At 40.2% G+C, this 20,705-nt stretch carries 11 protein-coding genes; all 11 read left to right on the forward strand.

The genetic code is table 11. The features are described from left to right. A partial coding sequence (locus F597_RS19820) for an ATP-binding cassette domain-containing protein (protein WP_044059902.1) occupies positions 1-680 on the forward strand: 680 nt, incomplete at its 5' end. Between the two features lie 314 nt (positions 681-994). After that, positions 995-1,978: a lanthionine synthetase LanC family protein gene (locus F597_RS0100010; RefSeq protein ID WP_019537648.1), complete on the forward strand. Its 984-nt coding sequence runs from the start codon at positions 995-997 to the stop codon at positions 1,976-1,978. Positions 1,979-2,015: 37 nt separating this feature from the next. Then, on the forward strand, positions 2,016-2,852 hold the full coding sequence (locus F597_RS0100015) for a glycosyltransferase family 2 protein (protein WP_019537649.1): 837 nt from the start codon (positions 2,016-2,018) through the stop codon (positions 2,850-2,852). Positions 2,853-2,962: 110 nt separating this feature from the next. Beyond that, positions 2,963-3,985: a glycosyltransferase family 4 protein gene (locus F597_RS0100020; protein WP_245541964.1), complete on the forward strand. Its 1,023-nt coding sequence runs from the start codon at positions 2,963-2,965 to the stop codon at positions 3,983-3,985. A 49-nt stretch (positions 3,986-4,034) separates the two neighbouring features. After that, positions 4,035-4,655 (forward strand): hypothetical protein, encoded by a 621-nt coding sequence (locus F597_RS0100025; protein WP_019537651.1) that lies wholly within the window; start codon positions 4,035-4,037, stop codon positions 4,653-4,655. A gap of 32 nt (positions 4,656-4,687) precedes the next feature. Continuing rightward, the gene (locus F597_RS0100030) at positions 4,688-5,392 is read left to right on the forward strand and encodes a hypothetical protein (protein ID WP_157278842.1); all 705 of its coding nucleotides are present in this window, start codon (positions 4,688-4,690) and stop codon (positions 5,390-5,392) included. A 217-nt stretch (positions 5,393-5,609) separates the two neighbouring features. Then, entirely contained in the window at positions 5,610-8,000 is a 2,391-nt protein-coding gene (locus F597_RS21405; protein WP_019537653.1) for a family 20 glycosylhydrolase, read from the forward strand. A gap of 263 nt (positions 8,001-8,263) precedes the next feature. After that, positions 8,264-11,821, forward strand: coding sequence for an alpha-L-rhamnosidase (locus tag F597_RS0100040; protein WP_019537654.1), 3,558 nt, complete (start codon positions 8,264-8,266; stop codon positions 11,819-11,821). A gap of 41 nt (positions 11,822-11,862) precedes the next feature. Further along, on the forward strand, positions 11,863-14,895 hold the full coding sequence (locus F597_RS0100045) for a glycosyl hydrolase (protein WP_019537655.1): 3,033 nt from the start codon (positions 11,863-11,865) through the stop codon (positions 14,893-14,895). A 654-nt stretch (positions 14,896-15,549) separates the two neighbouring features. Further along, entirely contained in the window at positions 15,550-18,675 is a 3,126-nt protein-coding gene (locus F597_RS0100050) for a SusC/RagA family TonB-linked outer membrane protein (protein ID WP_157278845.1), read from the forward strand. 188 nt (positions 18,676-18,863) lie between these two features. After that, positions 18,864-20,687 (forward strand): RagB/SusD family nutrient uptake outer membrane protein, encoded by a 1,824-nt coding sequence (locus F597_RS0100055; protein WP_019537657.1) that lies wholly within the window; start codon positions 18,864-18,866, stop codon positions 20,685-20,687. Positions 20,688-20,705: the final 18 nt, after the last annotated feature.

Genomic DNA, 20,705 nt, shown 5'->3' on the forward strand with positions numbered 1-20,705 from the left:
CCCTGGTCTTACGGAACGTCTTCCTCACGATACCCGAAAACAGGATAACGGCCATTGTCGGGGGCAGCGGCAGCGGGAAATCCACCCTGCTGAAACTGCTCGTACGGTTATACAAGCCCAGTTACGGGGATATAAGGATGGGCGGGATGAACGTAAACCTTATCAACCTGCGCCATTGGCGTGAGATGTGCGGGGTGGTGATGCAGGACGGGAAGACATTCAACGATACCGTCCTGAACAATATCGTGCTGGATGATGAGCGTATCGATTATGAAAGGTTACGGGAGGTATGCCGCATTGCCCAGATCGAAACGGAGATCAACGAGATGCCGAAAGGTTTCGAGACGGTGATCGGTGAAAACGGCCGTGGGCTAAGCGGCGGACAGAAACAGCGGCTGCTTATCGCCCGGGCGCTTTACCGGAACCCGAAACTGCTGTTCCTGGACGAGGCCACCAATTCGCTGGACGTGATCAATGAACGCAGGATCGTGGATGCCCTGAACGGCGCCTTTAAAGACCGGACGGTGATTGTTGTTGCACACAGGTTAAGCACTATCCGCAATGCCGACCAGATCGTGGTGCTGGACAAGGGATTTGTGGTGGAAGTCGGCAACCATGACTCGTTGATGGAGAAGAAAGGACAGTATTACAATTTGGTTTCTACGCAGATGAAGGCATAGTAACCATGTGCGAAGATCACCGGAATCCCGGAATACATATTATTTATCCAATTAAATTTGTTTTATCCTTATAGTATAGCCGAGCGCAATTCATGTCCCCACAATATCCTAAACGATACGGCTTATTTTATGGAAATCAGACTAAAAGCAGGAATACTACAGAAAATGATATAAAAACTATATAATCTGATATTTCCCAATTATTTAACATAATCCGCATTGTTTATACTGAAAATTTTTATATAATTGGGGACTAATACGTTTAATGACAGGAGATTTATTAAAAAAATGAGCACGATAAAATTAATCTCTCCATGATCCAAAAGAAAGATATATTAAAGTTGGTCGATTATATTCTGTTGAATTCCGCTTCAATTAATTCTTCCGGATTATATAATGGGAAAGTTGGGGTATCGCTTTCGTTATTCGAAGCATCCAGATATCTGAATGATAAGAATATCGAAAATAAAGCATTTCAATTATTGCAAGAGTCCTTAGTGGCAGAGAATAAGGACTATGGTTTTGAAAACGGATTATCCGGAATCGGGTATGTATTGCTTTATTTAATAGAGAATAAATTTATTGATGCCGATTTTAATGAAATATTCGGAGAGAAATACGAATCCCTTATTAAAAGGTTTACAAATTTAGAGAATGAACCGCACAAATTATTATCTTCTTTCCATGTTATTTATTTCTTTGCAAAAATACGTGACACTAAAAAAGATGACAGAATAAGCAGAATAGTCCCAAAAATATTCGAAGGCATTGAATTATATTTGTCCTTGCAATTTTTCGATTTTAACGACAGACGGTATACAAATAATAAGTCATTGGTATTGAATGTATTCAAACAATACTTAAAGTTAGTTGATTTCGCTTGTTATTCTGATTTTTCCCAATTATTACTAGATTCATATGCACAATTATATCGCAATGGAAAAATCGTAAGCAATTATTATACAGGATGTTTATTGGAAAATATTGTAAAGGATAAAAACGATTACCAAGATATTATTCAAGACAATAAACAGTACGGACTTTTAAATTTTCATAACTGTTCGTTACATCTACATGAGCAAATAGATTTACTTTCTTTGCTACAACAGGCAGATTCCAGAAATGGAAAAGACGGAATAATAAAAACAGTTGAAAAAGAATGGGTAAACTCGCAACCTAAAAATTCTTGGGATAAATTGAATTATCGTATTCCCCAATATGCAAAAGATACAGGATATGGTTTTGGGTTGTCACGATTACTCGTATTTGTGACAAATAAAAAGCATTTATTTGTATAAAGATTTTATCAATTGAGAAAACACAAATAAGCAATCGATGAAAATTTCGATAGTAATGGCTGCATATAATGCAGAGGAATATATAAAAGAGGCGATTGACAGCGTACTACGACAATCATTTACCGACTTTGAATTTATCATTGTGGATGACGGATCAACGGATACTACAAGAGATATTATTCGTTCCTATGTTGATAACAGAATCAGACTGATAGAAAACAAACATAATTTTACTGATTCTATTAATAAAGGACTTTCTCATGCAAGTGGAAAATACATTGCATTTATGGATAACGATGACATAATGCATATAGACAGATTAAAGATAGAGCATGCCATAATGGAAGAATGGCCGGATATAACGGTATGTAGTTCAACGATGAAACTTTTCGGGAAAGATGTCGATCTTAAGATTACAGGGGGAGAGAGCGGAATTATCAAAAACCCTTTACTTAAATTTATCGGCGGGGATTATATATCAAATCCTACCGGCATGATACGTACGGATTTTTTACGGAAAAAAAATATAGGATATGAAAATTATTCGTTTGCATCCGATTATAAATTCTGGGTGGAAGTAGCAAAAGCCGGTGGAATATTCTATATTGAATCACAACCATTGATGTATTACCGGCTATCCAAAGGTCAAGCCTCTCAAAAATTCCAAAAGGAACAACAAGATGCAAGCCTTAAAATCCGGAATGAAATTGTACAATATCTTATAATTAAAAACAAAGCAAATTATCCGGAGTTAGAGGATCTCTTCTCACAATTTGAAAGTCTTGTCCAAAAGGAGTTATTAACTAATGAAGAAATACTTATGTTTTATCAAAATTTATATTCGAAAAATAAGGATAAAATAATAACAAATTAAAAACATAGTCTCAATAAATATTATATTTTATGAATATTCTATTTCTTACAAGATATGATCCTTCAGACATTAATACATGGTCGGGAACATTATTTCATATCTATAACAAATTGAAAGAAGACCATCATGTTATACCCTTAGGAATGGAAGTGATTAATCAACTTGGATTTTTCACAAAAGATAATTTTCAACGAAAAGATCCTGGGAATGAGTATCGTTATATCAAGATAATTAATAAACTGCTATCGGAGAGAATTAATAAAATAGATTGTGATTTAATATTTTTCGGAGACTTATACTTTGTACCTTTTTTAGAAATAAATAAACCTATTATTAGATTAAGTGATGTAACCTATCATAGCTTCAAGGAATATCTGGATGTACGGGATGCAGAAGTAATCAAAATGACAGAGGAAATTGAAAAAAAAGGATTAGAAAAGTATGATACTATAATTTACAGTTCTGAGTGGATGAAAAAATCCACAACTGAATATTATAATATATTGCCCGATAAAGTTCATGTAGTGGAGTTCGGTGCCAATATACCCAATCTGAAAGAATACACAATTAATATTGATATGGACATATGCCGTTTAGTTTTTATAGGTAGAAACTGGGAGAAGAAAGGAGGAAATAAGGTCCTGGAAGCTTATAAAAAATTGAAAACGGATGGATTTCCTTGTACACTTACAATAATAGGATGTATGCCTAATGTCATACCAAAAGAAAAAGATTTGATTATCATACCTTTTCTTGATAAATCTAGAAAAAGGGATATGGAAAAATTGTGTCAAATATTGTCTGAGTCACATTTCCTTGTGTTGCCTACAGAGTACGATGCCTTTGGTATTGTGTTTTGTGAAGCATCAGCGTATGCCGTGCCAAGCATAGCCGCCAATGTGGGTGGAGTCAATCAGCCGGTAAGAGAAGGTAAAAACGGTTACCTATTACCACTCAATGCCACCGCGGATGATTATGCCGGAAAAATAAAATCGGTTTTTACCGATAAGGAAAGTTATTTACAACTTAGAAAATCCTCGCGTCATGAATTTGAGACACGGTTAAACTGGGATGTGTGGAAAAATAAGGTCAATGAAATATTAAAAACAACTGTAAAAGAGTATGAAAAATAAAATACTTTGAGTACTTAGTGATTATTAATTTTTTAAAACATTTATCATTATGAAAAAGTTAACAAAGAAAAGTTTGGATGAACTTGCAAAAGAAATGCATGTGATGAGTGAAGAAGAACAAGAATCTATGTTAGGCAGGGCGTATTATTATGATTTATATGGAAACTTAATAGGAATTTGCGGTGATAGCTCTGAAATTAGAGTAATTGACAATAGCCTTTATGGTGCAGCTATTGCTGGAGGCTTAGGTGGTATCAGTGGTGATGGAGATTGGAGGAATAATTTGATGGGAAGTACCCCGTTTAGAGACTCAACTCTTCAACAAAGAACAAATATTATCCGCTCAATAGGAATACAAGCTGGATTAAGTAATTATTATATGGATATAAGGGATTTAGATAATTATACCAGAAATGGAGAATATAATCATAGTACTGGTATGGTTACAATTAACTCTAATTCTATATTATTTGAATTTGGGAACTACAATGATTTTTACTGCACTTTAAAACATGAAAACTATCATAAAAATAATTATATCCCCAATGGTAGTACAGCCCAGATGGAGAGAGATGCTTACAATCACGTGTTAGATCAGGATCAATACGATTATGCAAGTCCTTATTACAAAGATCTTGTCGCAAGAAATTATAGCCATTATTCTAACTAGTTGATCTTCATAGCTTATAAATATTATTTACAATGAAAAAAGAAATTCTTTCAATTATTACTATATTTCTTACAATGCAATTGTTTCCCCAAGATACAAAAGAACATACAACTATAATTATTGAGGATGATTTCTATGCGAAAATGGTAAAAACGGACGATGAACTATATATTTATAACGATAATGATAAATATTTAATGAACGATTCACCTTTATCCTTTTTCGAGGGATTTAAAAAAATCTATCAGAATCATAAATTCTTAGAATATCGGGTACTGACTACCGATGTGTTCGGAACAACGGGATTTGACGATAAAATATTCCAATGTATATGGTTTATAAAAAACAAACAATTATACTTGGCTAATATACTTTTCAATGATAGCGAAATAGATGACGTAGAAAAGGGGAGGAAAGATCAATATCTTATAATGGAACAACTAACCGGGGAGAAATTCAATACTCATTATAAATATATTTCACTAGGAGGAAGAAAAATACATGGATTAATGCCCGCTACATGGTTCACTGATACATTATTTGTGAAAAAAGCTTTTAATCCAAAAAGAGGACTGGATTATGAAAGTTACGAAAAAAACTTTGAGAACTGGATGGAAAGCGCCTATCTTCAAATGGTTTTTGAAAAAGGGAAATTAGTGGATATGAAAGGTATTGCGAACAAAACAAAGAGAACAAATTTTGTCAGGCCGAAAAAGAGAAATCGAAAAACACCGTAAAAATCCGTACCGGTTTATTCTGATTGCGAAAATAAAGGAATTGGAAGAATAATGACATTCATCATGACTCAGATTGTCATTATTCTTTTACTTTTTATCATATTACATAGTAGAACAGAACGTGATAAGTTTTATATTTGTTCGATGTTTTTTACAGCTGTTTACGGTTGTAGTTATTTTCAATAACCCTGTTGTAGTTAAAACAAATATTTTAAAGATGAAATACCTGCTTCTGACATTTTTTCTCTGTTTATCTATTTTTCCGGCAGCACAATCAAATACTTCTTTACCGATTGTTCCTAAACCGGCTCACGAAAGCACTTCAGGTCAACAGGTTTCCCTACAGAAAAAGTGGAGTGTTTATATTCCTTCTCAATTCGACATATACGGAGAATACCTTTCTTCTTTATTCAATGAGTTTGGCATTGAGATTGTAAATTCCGGAAAAGATAAAGCACAGATTGTTGTAAATGTGAATAAAAAACTATCGGAAAGTCCTGAAGCCTATCATCTTGAAATTACCGGTAAAGGTAAAATAACTATATCCGCCTCATCTGAAAACGGGGTTTTATATGCATTCCAGACCTTGAACCAGATAGTGCAAACAGACAATAGTACAGTCACATTGCCTGTCTGCAGAATCTCGGACGAACCGGCATTTCCCTGGCGCGCATTTATGCTCGATGAAAGCCGTCATTTCCATGGAATGGAAACAGTAAAACGATTACTTGACGAAATAGCCCGCTTAAAGATGAACACTTTCCATTGGCATTTGGTCGATGATCCGGGCTGGAGAATCGAGATCAAGAAATACCCTGAACTCACGAAAATCGGGTCCAAACGAGATTTTTCCCATAGAGATCTTACACCCGAAAAATGGGACGAGACTTTTCCCGACAAAAAAATGTTTTACACTCAATCAGAAATTCGTGAAATCGTACAATATGCTGCCGACAGAGGAATCAAAATCATACCTGAAATTGAAGTCCCTGGACATGCTTCCGCATCCATAGCCGCCTATCCCTGGCTTGGCACAAGTAGCAGAAAAGAAGGCAAAGGTATCTGGGGTGACCTTTACAATGTGACCGATCCAAAGGTTGAAGCTTTTCTGCATGATGTCTTGGATGAGGTGATTGAACTGTTTCCCTCAAAAATAGTACATATCGGCGGGGATGAAGCTGATTACGGGCACTGGCAGAATGACCCTCAGGTTGTAAGCTTCATGGAAGAGAATAGCATTCCTACATTTGCTGATCTGCAGGTTTGGTCGATCAACCGGTTTTCCAGATACCTTGCATCAAAAGGTGTGAAAATGATGGGTTGGAATGAGATTACGGGAGATAATATCCGTAATGAAGCACATATCCAGGAGAGCCAGTCGGAAAAGCTGGCAAAAGGCACAATCGTCCATTTTTGGGATGGCGACATCACCCTTGTGAACAAAGCCATAGAGAAAGGGTATGATGTGGTGAATTCAAACCGACATTTTACCTATCTCGACTACCCCTACGAAGTGATACCTCTCGAAAAAGCTTATTCATTTGATCCGATACCCGAAGGGCTGGAAAAACCGAAAGAATCCAAAATACTCGGCACCGGATGCCAGATGTGGGGAGAATTTACACCGAATCTGACACGTCTATATTACCAGACCTTCCCCCGCCTTGCGGCTTACGCGGAAAGTGGCTGGACAAAAGCCGCAGACAAGGATTATAGGGATTTTTGCCGGCGGGTAAAAAATACCGAGCGCCGTTGGCGGAAATTGGGTTATTTCAATCAGCAACCCTCATTCTCCCGGCAAGACGATACCTTCACTCTTTGGCAATTACCCTCACAAATAAACACCATTGGAAATTCTTATGTAATTCGTACCGACAATAATAAAATTATTGTAATAGACGGAGGTGTAAAGGAAGAAGAAAACTATCTGAGAGGTTTTTTAGCCGCATTGGGCAATATGGTAGACTGCTGGTTTGTTTCTCATCCCCATGCCGACCATATCGGAGCATTGACAAAAATCTTAGAAGATCCGAAAGGGATCACGATACGGGAAATCTGCCAATCCACTTTTTCTGAAAGCCTGTTGAATACGGAACCCGGTTCTAAAGAGCATGCCGTAAAATATTACGAAACAGTAAAAAAATCGGGAATAAAGTCTACAGAGGTAACTCCCGGTATGGTTTTCACATTCGGGAATACCATATTTAAAATCCTGGGAATTAAAAATGAAGAACTCGCAGGAACTAATCCATATAACAACTCCAGCGTGGTAATACGGGTTTCTGATCCGGTTAAATCGGTATTGTTCCTTGCGGATACGGGAAAAGAAGCAGGGGATAAATTGCTGAACGGTTCGTTTAAAAACGAATTGGACTGCGATTACATCCAAATGTCGCATCACGGACAACAGGGTGTTTCTATGGACTTTTACCGTAAGGTAAAGTTTCGGGCATGCTTATGGCCCACTCCAACATGGGTGTACAATAACGATGGAGGAAAAGGTTTCAACACCGCCCATCTGAAAACCATGGAAACCCGCGAAACAGTAGAAGAATTAAATATTACCGAACAGTACTTCAGTTTTGCCGGATTAACAAAAATAGAATAAGTGACATTCGATATTATGCTTGTTTCATAAACATTCCAATAATAAGATGGGTTCAACCCATAGGCGGCGATCCGCTTGTCAGTTCCATTACAGCACAGAATGATATTTATGGTAAGGAAAAATATGGAAGAAATGGACAGTGATTTTGTATGGCCTCTACTATTCAAGCAGAGACAATAAATTATTCCGATCGGTAAGCAATCAAGTAAGGGATATTTACCTATCAATCGGCGTTTAATATATTCTCAGAGTAAAAAACAATCATGAACATCATTTTTATTAAACCCAAAGTTATTCTATTACTCTCTTTACTATTACTGTTCACTGCCTGCTCAGGTAAGGGACTCTCTTCTCTAAAAGTAGAATATGAAGAGACCCCTCTGGGAATCGATGCTGAAAAGCCGCGTTTTAGCTGGCAGATGGCATCCGACAAGCGGGGGCAATCGCAATCCGCTTATCAGATTACCGTTACCGACCAGGAAGGACAAGAAGTATGGAATACCGGGAAAATTGAAAGTGGCATATCTCTGAACATTGAATATGCGGGAAAGCCTTTGCAACCCTGCACCAGATATGACTGGGAAGTACAGGTATGGGATCAGGATAACAGCCTGCTATCCGCTAAATCATGGTTTGAGACCGGGTTGATGAATCCCTCAGTAGATGCATGGGAAGGTGCTAAGTGGATTGGCGGTGGAGATGATGATCTGATCCTTTATCCTGATTACCTGCCTGCCTATAATATCAATTATACCCTGCAGTTGGACAAGGAAAGCGGTACAACCAAAGCAGGATTTCTTTTCGGGGCCAACGACCCCCGACTGATGGATAAAAACATGAATATCTATAATCTGCAAAATGGAAGAGACGAATCTTACATTGAAGTGGAGCTGGATATTTCGCAGGTAGATACAGGAGGAAATGCCTTCTTACATATTTATCGCGTAGGGTATGCTCCGGGGGATAATAAGGAAACCCCGCTGCAAAGTCTGATCGTTCCCATTTCGACGATCAATAAAGGGAATCAATACGACAAGCATACCGTTCACCTTAAAACCATGTATAGCAACACCGACTTCTATATCGGCGGTGAAGAGGAAACGGACAAGATAGGAAGTGTAACGATCAACCCCATCGGAAACAGCTGGGACTATATCTGTTTTCCGTTGCTTTGTGAAATTGGTTTCGCAGTAAAACCAGGACAATCGGCAAGTTTCTCGGCTGTGGAAATACGTAATTATCGGGTACCTAATAATATCCTGTTTTCCGAAGAATTGGATGAAGACGGGTCGAAAAGTGTTTTTGCAGATAAGAAAAATATCACAATCGACAACAATAGTTATCGGATAGATGGGGCAGGGTCTGGGACATTCATTACCACCAATATACAGAAAAAATCGATGCCGCTGCTCAGGACAACTTTCTCATCAAAAAAAACGAAAGTCACCAATGCACGTCTCTATATTACATCAAGAGGGATATACGAAGTATATATAAACGGGAAAAAAATAGGAGATGATTATTTCAATCCCGGCCTGACTCAATATAATAAGCACCATCTCTATCAGACTTACGACGTCACCAACCATGTCAAAACGGGCGATAATGCCCTCGGAGTAGTTATGGGCGAAGGATGGTGGAGCGGAGCGATCACCTATATGGGATACCTGTGGAATCTGTTTGGAGACAGGCAATCACTCCTTGCCAAACTGGTAATTACTTATGCCGATGGTACGAAAGAAACGATTGTAAGCAATCCCGACACATGGCTATATTTTGACAATGGTCCCATCATATACGGCAGCTTCTTTCAGGGCGAAATATATGATGCCCGGAAAGAATCATTGATAGAAGGTTGGACAGAAGCCTCATATAATGCTTCAACCTGGAAAAAAGCAGTAGAAGTCAATCAGGAAAAAGCGATCATTGAGGATAAAGCCACAGAAGCCAATAGAATGCCTGCGGTGAATGATTTTTCAGGAATGAAGCTGGTAGGCCAGTATGGTCAAACCGTCAAAAAGATCAAAGAGCTTACCGCCATTTCGCTGGAAGAGGTCAGGCCCGGTGTCTATGTGTATGATATGGGACAAAATATGGTAGGTGTACCAAGAATCACCCTGAAGGGAGAACAGCCCGGTAACGAGATCAAATTGCGGTTTGCAGAAGTAAAATACCCCGATTTACCTGAATTCGGAAACAACGTGGGAATGATTATGCTCGAAAATATCCGTGGGGCAATGGCCCAGGATATTTATATCACGAAGGGTGGCAACGAAGTCATCCTCCCACGGTTCACCTTCCACGGTTATCGTTTTATAGAGATAACGGGGATAGACAAACCCCTCCCTCTGGAGGCGGTAAAGGGCGATGTCCTGAGTTCCATTCATGAACTGGCGTCACGATACGAAACCTCCAATCCCAAAGTAAACAAACTGTGGGAAAATATTACCTGGTCGACACTGGCCAACTTCCTGTCGATACCCACCGACTGTCCCCAACGTAACGAGCGTATGGGCTGGAGCGGGGATATATCGGTCTTCTCGCGTACGGCAACTTATCTGGCTGATATACCCGCGTTTCTTCACCGCCATATGCTGGCTATGCGGGATACACAACGCGAAGATGGACGCTTTGCCGATGTAGCCCCCATCGGCGGCGGTTTTGGCGGTATACTGTGGGGTAGCGCAGGCATTACCGTGCCCTGGGAAAGCTATATGCAATACAATGATGTAAGACTGTTGGCAGAACACTATGATGCTATGAAATCGTATATCGACTACTTACTGGATTATATAGATCCCGACACGGGTATATTGACTGAAGGAAATCTTGGCGACTGGCTCGGACCGGAACAGGAGAAGAACGACAATACTTTATTATGGGAGGCCTACTTTATATTCGATCTGGAATTGATGTATCGCATGGCAAACGTGCTGGACAGGAAAGAAGACGCCGAATGGTTCAGTAAGCTGCACCAGGAACGAAAAGTGTTTTTCAACAAGACCTATTTCAATCCGGAGACAGGTCAAACCGTGCATTCAGGATTCCGGCAGCCTGAAAGAAAAGGCGAGTTGATCGGTACACAAACATCTTATATCCTCCCGTTAGCATTCGATATCTGTAACGAAGAAATAAAAGACCTTGTTGTCAAGCAACTGATGGATTGTATAGAGAATCAATATCATCAGGATGAAAATACAATTTATCCTCCCTACTCACTGATGACCGGTTTTATCGGTACGGCATGGATCAACCGGGTATTATCGGAACTGGGATATTCCGAAGCGGCCTACCGGATATTGCAGCAAACCACTTATCCTTCGTGGCTTTACTCTGTAGAACAAGGCGCTACAACCATCTGGGAACGGCTCAATTCCTATACCCGCGAGCACGGTTTTAGCGGTAATAATTCGATGAACTCCTTTAACCACTACTCGTTTGGAGCAATTGGTTCGTGGATGTACAACCATTCCCTGGGAATAGAACGTGACGAAAACTATCCCGGATTCAAGTCCTTTGTTTTACAACCCAACCCCGACCCGACAGGAGAGATGACTTTCGCCAAAGGATATTATGACTCGATGTACGGACGGATCGAGAGTAGTTGGGAAATCAAAGACGACCTCTGTCAATATCGTTTTAAGATACCGGCAAACACCAGAGCTACACTTTATCTCCAGGCTACAGGTGCGGATATGATCAAAGAAGGCAACAAACCGCTCGAATCATCAAAAGATATTGAAGTCGTGGGTGAAGAGAACGGAAGAGTAATTATGAAACTCCGGTCAGGAGAATACCAGTTCTGCGTAAAAATAAAATAAAGAAATTACGACTGTTCTGTTATGGCTAAATAAGACAAAAAATGAAAACACTTAATTCTTTACTCCTTACCTTATTTTTTATTTGCTGTTCGGGTTTGAGTTCGCAAAATATCGATCTGCTCAGGAAGGGATTTAAATCTCCCCCGGATTCAGCAAAACCGGGTGTATACTGGTATTTTATGGATGGAAATATCACCAGGGAATCTTTGACAAAAGATATTGAATCGATGAAACAGGCAGGGATAGGCAACCTGATGTATCTTGAGGTAAATGTGGGCGTTCCAAGAGGAAATATAGATTTTTTCAGTGAAGAGTGGCAGCATTTATTCGCCCATGCAGTGAAAGAAGCTGAAAGATTAGGGATTGAGATTTCACTGGGCTTGGGTCCCGGCTGGACAGGAAGTGGTGGCCCATGGGTAAAACCCGAAGAATCGATGCAGCATATCGTAGGGGCTTCTGTTATTGTACAAGGAGGTAAACCGACTGATATTACTTTGCCTGTTCCACTTCCTAAAAAACCGTTTTTCGGGTTACCTTCAGAAATGGAAGATCAGTGGTCCGAATATTATGAAGACGTTGCAGTAATTGCCTTTCCAAATATACACAGGATAGATTCCATTGATGATATTGACGAGAAAGCGCTTTATTACCGCCCTCCATACACCTCAGTACCGGGAGTGAAGCCTTATTTTATTTCCGAAATAACTGATCCCGCATTAAAAGAAAAAGGGATCGATAAAGAGAGAATTATTGCCCTGACAGATAAAATGGATAAAAACGGGAAACTGAATTGGGATGCTCCCGATGGTGAATGGACCCTCATGCGGTTTGTAAGCCGTAACAATGGCGCATCCACCAGGCCCGCTCCATTCCCCGGATTGGGATTCGAATCGGATAAATTTGACAAGGATGCGCTCAATAAACATTTGCACCATTTTATCGGCTCTCTGTTAAATAAAACAGGGATACCTGAGAAAAATTCAAAAGGAGGATTAAAAAGACTGCATATGGATAGCTGGGAAATGGGCGCACAAAACTGGAGCCGAAATTTCAGGGAAGAATTTAAAAAACGGAGGGGGTACGACCTGTTGTCCTTTTATCCTGTACTCACGGGACTTGTCGTTGAAAACAGAGAGATCAGTGAACGGTTTCTTTGGGATTTACGTCAAACATCACAAGAGTTAGTAATTGAAAATCATGCGAAGGAAGCAAAACGATATGCCAAAGAACATAATATGGGTTTTTCCATTGAGCCCTATGATATGAATCCGACCGCCGATCTGGAACTGGGAGCGGTTGCCGATATTCCGATGTGTGAGTTCTGGAGCAAAGGGTTCGGCTTCAATTCGGCGTTTAGCTGCATAGAAGCGACATCCATAGGGCATATAAACGGCAGTCCCATTATTGCGGCCGAAGCTTTTACTGCTGATCCGGGTGAAGGGTGGAAACAATATCCGGGAGTTATGAAAAATCAGGGTGACTGGGCTTTTGCCAATGGGATCAATCGATTTGTCTACCATACATTTCAAAATCAATTCCTGGATGATTCCCTTAAGCCGGGGGCAACGATGGGACCCTACGGAGTACATTGGGACCGAAGCCAGACATGGTGGCCCATGGTAAATGCCTATCATGATTATGTTTCCCGCTGCCAATACCTTCTACAACAGGGAAGACATGTTGCAGACATTTTATTTTTAACCCCGGAAGGAGCGCCACATGTTTTTAAACCTCCATTTTCAGCAATGTCCGGCTCAGATACCATCCCCGACAGAAGAGGGTATAATTTCGACGGTGTCTCACCCGGTCAATTGTACCAGGCAAAGGTGGAAAACAACAGGATCGTTTTTCCGGGTGGGGCTACATATCGTATCCTGGTGTTACCTTCTGTACAGACCATGACCCCTCACTTATTAAAAAAAATCAAATCGCTGGTAAATGACGGGGCTCACATCATAGGAATCCCGCCTCTTCAGTCCCCGGGCCTCACCGGGTATCCGGATTGCGACAAAGAAGTAAAAGAGATTGCAGAAATGGTTTGGGGTGATCATCAATTGCCGGAGACACTTTCAACTGTACGTTACGGAAAAGGGAAAATAACATGGGGGGAGATCCTTGCAAAAGAAACGGATAATTTATACCCCCATTATGAGATCATCTCAAAAACACTTCAGGAAATGCATGTGACAGAAGATTTCATCTCGGACAGAGAGGAGATCCGTTATACCCACAGAACTGATTCGGAGTGGGATATCTATTTTTTATCCAACAAAACAGACGGCCCCATTACCTCTCACTGTGGTTTCAGAGTGGAAAAAGCCCGTCCAGTGCTGTGGGACCCAATTACCGGAAATATGTACAAAATAAATGATGTCGCAAGCGATCGCCATCTCACTTCCATGACGCTGGAGTTTGAGCCTTATCAGAGTTATTTTATTGTTTTTGATAAAAAGAATATATCCCATGAGTATGATTCCTTTTTTAATACCGAATCGGTTATTACAACTGTAAACGGGGCATGGAACGTATCATTCGACCCTACATTCGGAGGGCCTGCCGAAATTGTATTTGATTCGCTTACCGATTGGACTGATCATCATTTGGATGGAATTAAATATTACTCCGGGATTGCCACATACACTATAGAATTCGACCTGCCTTCCGGACTATCGGAAGAATTCAACAAATACTATATCGATCTGGGAGATGTAAAAAATATGGCACAGGTAAAATTAAACGGGAAAGATGCAGGCACCGTTTGGACATACCCTTGGAAACTTGATGTTACATCATTGGTAAAAAGTAAAAATAACCTTTTGGAAATTAAAGTTGCCAATTTATGGATAAACAGATTGATCGGTGATGAAAATTTACCTGACGACGGTATCCGGCAGGGAGAATGGCCTGACTGGATTGTCCGCAAGGAGAAAAGACCCGGTAAACGCTATACCTTTACCACCTATAAGCATTATTCGGCCGATTCACCACTCGAAAAATCAGGGATTTTAGGACCTGTAACAATAAAGGGATTTGTAACGGATAAAAATCACAATATCAGGAAAAACTCATTTTAACATAAAAAACCATTTTATATAGTTTTAATACCATTTTCTACAGTTATAAACAATATAACTACTTTATATTTGTAATATGTTTAAAAGACAGAAAAACCTTTTAAACAAGAGATAATACCGAATAGAGCTCTTAATAGCGCGGTTTCATTGCTACAACAATATGCTGTCCTATTAAACGATATCATGACGGATTATTTAGCAATAATGATAGTTTAAAAATGAAATGACACCAATCAATTATATCTTTTTTCCGGAAAAGAATCCGTTTCTTCCTATTATAGAGATGGATAGATATACAATTTTACCCCCCCCCGTTAACTCTATTTAACAAAATAAAATTCTATTTCTTTCGACTAAAAAATGTCCCTTGTCCGGAAATAATTCCGATAAGGGATAAACCCGTATTGTCTTCTCTGAAAATACCGCCAAACAAGCAGGTGGTAAAATTCCATCTGTTTTCTCTGTTTATAAAATAAAAACAAGGATACATTTCCATACCCGAATCTTATAAAATATTATAATGAAATCAAACAAAAAAATACGATTATCAACCATTTAAATAATTTCATAATTACAGATAGTTTTCAAAAATACCGGACGATTGCAATAATTTAAAACAAATTCTAATTATCAATTAATCTAAAAAATGAAAGAATGAAAAAGACAATTCCAGTAAATGTTGGGAAAAGGCTCATGTTCTTTTTTTTATGCATGTACTCCATCGGAATATTTGCACAGAATATTACCGTTACAGGATTCGTAACGGACACCAAGAATGAACCTCTTATCGGTGTAACCCTCAGGGTTGTTGGGGAAAGTGAGAAAGGTACGATCACCGATTTTGACGGAAAGTATATCCTCCCCAATATTCCGCCGAATGCAAAAATCGAAGTATCTTATGTGGGTATGGAAAGCCAGGTAATAGATGTAAATGGCAGAAGCACGATTGACATCGTACTTCACGAAGACACAGAGCTCCTGGAGGAAGTAGTGGTGATTGGTTACGGCATACAAAAGAAAGCATCTGTTACCGCAGCCATATCATCAGTCGACACTAAAGATCTGAAACAGAGTTCATCGGCCAACTTGTCTGCTGCTCTGGCTGGTCGCTTACCCGGATTAACAGCTATCCAGACCTCCGGACAGCCGGGAAGTGATGCGGTTAATCTTTACCTTCGTGGGTTGGGTACCTTGAATGACGCTTCCCCGCTTATCCTTATAGACGGGGTACCACGAGACAATATAAGTAAAATAGACCCCAATGAAGTTGAATCGATCAGTATCCTTAAGGATGCATCAGCAACTGCAGTATTTGGGGTGCGAGGTGCCAATGGTGTTGTGATAGTGACCACCCGGCGAGGGCAGCCCGGTAAAGCAAGACTTAGTATTTCAGTCGACCAAAGCATGCAGAAATTTCTGGCGAAAGCCGACCGTATACACTCATGGGAATTTGCAGAACTAAGAAACCAGGCTTATATGAACGACTATCCGGGAGCATCAGAGGATGAGTTACCGTTTACGCAGTACATGATCGATAAATATCGTAGTGGTGAGGACCGTGTATTCTATCCCGATCGGGATGTTTATCATGATTATTTTAGAGATTGGGCGCCACAAACACGTGTAAATGCAAACTTCGATGGGGGTGGTGACAGATTTACCTATTTTCTCAACGCAGGTTATATCGGTCAGGGAGGTAACTTTAAAACTGAACCGAAAAGTTTCCTCGGTTATGACCCAAGCTATAAAATGGATCGCTATAACTTTCGTGGAAATATTGATTATAACATCGCCAGTAATTTAAAAGCGTCGCTGAATATTGCCACTTATCTTGAGAAAATGAACACACCTCAAACCATTGCTCTGTTTGGTGGGAGTGTGGCCGGAATGGTGGAAAATATGATCGCTTACACATGGGCTACGCCACCGACAGATCCCGGACCTACTACCGCTCCGGGTTATGGTGTGCCGGAAAATGAAATAGTAGCACAATCTGGACAGGATAGAAATACCTATGGAGAGATAAACCGAAGGGGTTATCGCCAGGAAACGACCAATAATCTGAACTCTTCCCTGACATTGGATTGGGGATTGGATTTTATTACCAAAGGATTATCTGCCAAAGGTATGATAGCCTTTGACAGTCATGCCAATACCGTATTTCAGGGGGTTCGTGATTTAGACTCCTATGCTTTTCATGTAGCCCGCAATGCCAATGAAACCAGTGGTTACAGCCCAATCCGCTCCAACACGGACCCGGCCATTAGTTTATCGAAAGGTATGTCAACCCGTTATTATATGAATTACCAAGCCTCATTGAATTATGCCAGGACTTTCGGGAAACATAACGTTACCGGTATGTTTCTTTATCAGCGTGATAACTGGGATAAAGAAGGCGCCGATTTACCTTACAATATAGTAGGTATTGTAGGCCGTGTGACCTATAATTACGATAACAGGTACCTGGCCGAATTCAACTACGGACATAATGGCTCAGAGCAATTCGCCCCCAAAAATCGATTTGGTTCTTTTCCCGCAGTCTCAGCTGGTTGGGTCATTAGTAATGAAGCGTTTTTGAGGGAGAGTCCCTTTCTCACAAACCTGAAAGTAAGATTTTCACACGGATTGACGGGTAATGATAAATTGGGAAATGAAAGGTTCCTCTATCAAAGTTTCATCAATATGGAAGGCGGTGTCTTTCCCGGTTTAGGAAGAGGGCAAAGTGTGGTACAAGGGAGAATGGGAAATGAGGCTCTCCAATGGGAAATAGCCCAGAAAACCAATACGGGTATCGACGTGGAATTACTGAAAAGTCTTTCACTGACGGTGGACTTCTTTAAGGAACACCGCGAAAAAATTCTAATCAGACGTAATACGATTCCTATACTTCAAGGTGTGCCACTGGGAAATATTCCCAGGGTAAATATCGGTGAAGTGGATAACAAAGGTTATGAAGCTGAGTTAACCTACAGGAAAACAATCAATAAAGACTTTTCTTTCTTAGTGAAAGTAAACTACGCATACAATAAAAACACCGTTATTTATGCCGATGAAGTGCAGTATGGAGAGGATTATGCCTATAGAAACCGTGTTACAGGATTTAGTATTGGCCAACCATTCGGATATAAGATAGACTACAGTAATGGAAACGGATACATTAACACGCAAGAGGAATTAGAAAATCTACCGAAATATGAAGTTGGTGGAACTCCACGCCTAGGTGATTTTATGTATGTAGACGTAAATGAAGATGGAGTTATCAATGACCGCGATATGGTACCCATAGGACATCCGAATGTCCCACGTGTTACTTATGGGTTATCGGGTTCACTCAATTATAAGAATGTCGATTTTTCATTTCTTTTTACGGGTGTAGGACAAACCAGCAGATATACCAGCGGATGGGGAGCAACAGAATTTGCATTGGTCGGTTTTTATAGTGGATGGCATAAGCACGCCTGGACTGCCGAAAGATATGCGAACGGGGAAAAAATTCTTTATCCTGCCCTGGGAATGTCAAGTGGTGTTAGCCAGAATCCCAATGATGTATTTATCATGGATCGCTCTTTTCTACGTTTAAAAACCATAGAATTGGGATATAACATTCCGGATAAATGGTTAAAAACTATTGGCGTTGAAAGTATAAGAGTCTATACAAATGGAAATAATCTACTTACTTTCAAAAAGTTGCCGATAGATACTGTAGATCCGGAACAACCTGCCACCTTAGTATATCCTTTGACAAGGATGGTAAATTTTGGACTTAACATTACATTCTAATCAACAAAATAACAATATAAGATATGAAACGAGCATGATAACTGTTCTCACACAAGAACGTTTTCGATAAGCGAATACAGAGGAAAAACTTGTTTTGACTATGTTGAGCGTAGAAAACGACTAACTTCAGTGAACATGATTAAAAGCGAGTTCCATATGATATCTTTAAAAATAAAAGTTTTAATCGTATGAAAAAATATCAACAATTAATATTTATCATATTGCCTTTAATCCTGGGTCTCAGTAATTGTACTGATGCTCTTGACATGGCTCCTGATGGAAACATGCAGATGGATGAAGTGCTTTCTGATCCGGATAAGGTGGAGGGGCTTTTAAACAGATGCTATAATAATATCCCCCAAAAAGGTTATAGCTATTGGTTTTTTGACGCTTTAGTGATAGCCGCAAGCGATGATGGATATAATTCAGAGGAAGCACAAGGTATACCTTCCAGTGGTCTTTATGCTGATAATAACTCAGCAAGTTACCACCATATAAGGGATGCCCATGATGGACATGGAGGAGGAAATACGGATTACTGGACACGTTCCTGGCAACAGATTCGTTTATGTACCCAATTTATTGAAGTAATAGACGAAGCAGCCGTGCACAGGGAAACCGACAGAGGGCGTTTCAAAGCGGAAGCCCGTGTATTAAGAGCATTTTTCTATATGGAGTTGATCAAGTGGTTTGGTAAAGTACCGGTATTGGAAGCAACTGTGCCTTTCGATGCTGATTTTTCCACCATGACCCGGTCATCAGTCTACGATGTAGCAAAATTTATTGCTGCCGATTGCGATGCAGCCCTTGCAGAACCCAATTTACCGTGGAGAATTGACAATGGCAATGATGCCATGCGGGTAACCAAAGCATTGGCTTTAGCGCTGAAAACGAAAGCAATACTATTTGCTGCCAGTCCTCTGCATAATGAAGATCAAGACCACTGGGAAGAGGCCTATGCTACAGCCAAAGATGCTGTTACGAGATTAAAGGCGAACGGTTATGAATTATTCACCAAAACTACACAACCTGATGTATATGGGAACGGGCCTGCTGCCGCCTTCCGGCAGTTGGTCACTCAAAACGCCGATTATTCCGCCACGCCGCGCGACAGAGAGACTATTTTCCAGGTACGGGGAGGTGACGTGTTTGTTTGGCATATTGGTTATATTGGAAGTAATATGGCCAATACCTACAAATGCGGGGTCGCACCGACGCAGGAACTGGTCGATGCTTTTGAAACAATAAACGGGCAACCGGTGCTCGACCTGAGCAAACCCTATCTAGATGAAAAACACCTACAGCCCAATTACAATACTTCGAATACAATGTATGATCCTAACAATCCTTATGCCAACCGAGATCCTCGTCTTGGAGAAACAGTGCTTCATAACGGCAGCAAGATCATATTCGACAGTAAAGAAGTGACTATTGAAACATTTACCGGCGGAGCACATGCCCCCAGCTTCGATATAACAAACCGCAGTTCCTCAAGGACGGGATATTACCACAACAAAATGGTTACACCCGGCTCAAGCGGCAATAGACAGGTCAATAATTCAAGATGGAAATATTATCGTCTGGGGGAAACTTTATTGGATTTAGCCGAAGCAGCAGCGGAAGCCAACCATTTAGAGGAAGCGAGGGCCGCAGCGAATGAAGTACGTAGCCGTTCAGGAATGCCCGATCTACCGGCAGGTTTATCTCAGCAAGAGTTGATTTTACGCATACGCAATGAGCGTCGTGTAGAGTTGGCATGGGAAGAGCAACGCTATTTCGATATCAGGCGCTGGCAAAAGCCAGACGGCGATTTAAATGAGACAAGCAAGTGGTTTACAGCAATGGTCATCACTAAACAAAGTGATGGTAGTTTTACCTACACCCGACGGAATATCTCGACCAACCCGCGGGGTGGATGGCAAAACCGCGATTTATTGCTTCCGCTGCCTTTAAATGAAGCAGCAACTCTTGAAGCTGTTACGGGAGAAAAATGGCAAAATCCAGGATGGTAACTTCAATAATGATGAATA

Origin of the sequence: Proteiniphilum acetatigenes DSM 18083, assembly GCF_000380985.1 — a bacterium.
GTDB lineage: Bacteria > Bacteroidota > Bacteroidia > Bacteroidales > Dysgonomonadaceae > Proteiniphilum > Proteiniphilum acetatigenes.

Excerpts from the sequence above, each read along its gene's own strand:
- F597_RS0100050 (WP_157278845.1), top strand. The coding sequence starts at position 15,550 with ATGAAAAAGACAATTCCAGTAAATGTTGGGAAAAGGCTCATGTTCTTT.
- F597_RS0100045 (WP_019537655.1), top strand. The coding sequence starts at position 11,863 with ATGAAAACACTTAATTCTTTACTCCTTACCTTATTTTTTATTTGCTGT.
- F597_RS0100015 (WP_019537649.1), top strand. The coding sequence starts at position 2,016 with ATGAAAATTTCGATAGTAATGGCTGCATATAATGCAGAGGAATATATA.
- F597_RS21405 (WP_019537653.1), top strand. The coding sequence starts at position 5,610 with ATGAAATACCTGCTTCTGACATTTTTTCTCTGTTTATCTATTTTTCCG.
- F597_RS0100040 (WP_019537654.1), top strand. The coding sequence starts at position 8,264 with ATGAACATCATTTTTATTAAACCCAAAGTTATTCTATTACTCTCTTTA.
- F597_RS0100055 (WP_019537657.1), top strand. The coding sequence starts at position 18,864 with ATGAAAAAATATCAACAATTAATATTTATCATATTGCCTTTAATCCTG.
- F597_RS0100025 (WP_019537651.1), top strand. The coding sequence starts at position 4,035 with ATGAAAAAGTTAACAAAGAAAAGTTTGGATGAACTTGCAAAAGAAATG.
- F597_RS0100010 (WP_019537648.1), top strand. The coding sequence starts at position 995 with ATGATCCAAAAGAAAGATATATTAAAGTTGGTCGATTATATTCTGTTG.
- F597_RS0100030 (WP_157278842.1), top strand. The coding sequence starts at position 4,688 with ATGAAAAAAGAAATTCTTTCAATTATTACTATATTTCTTACAATGCAA.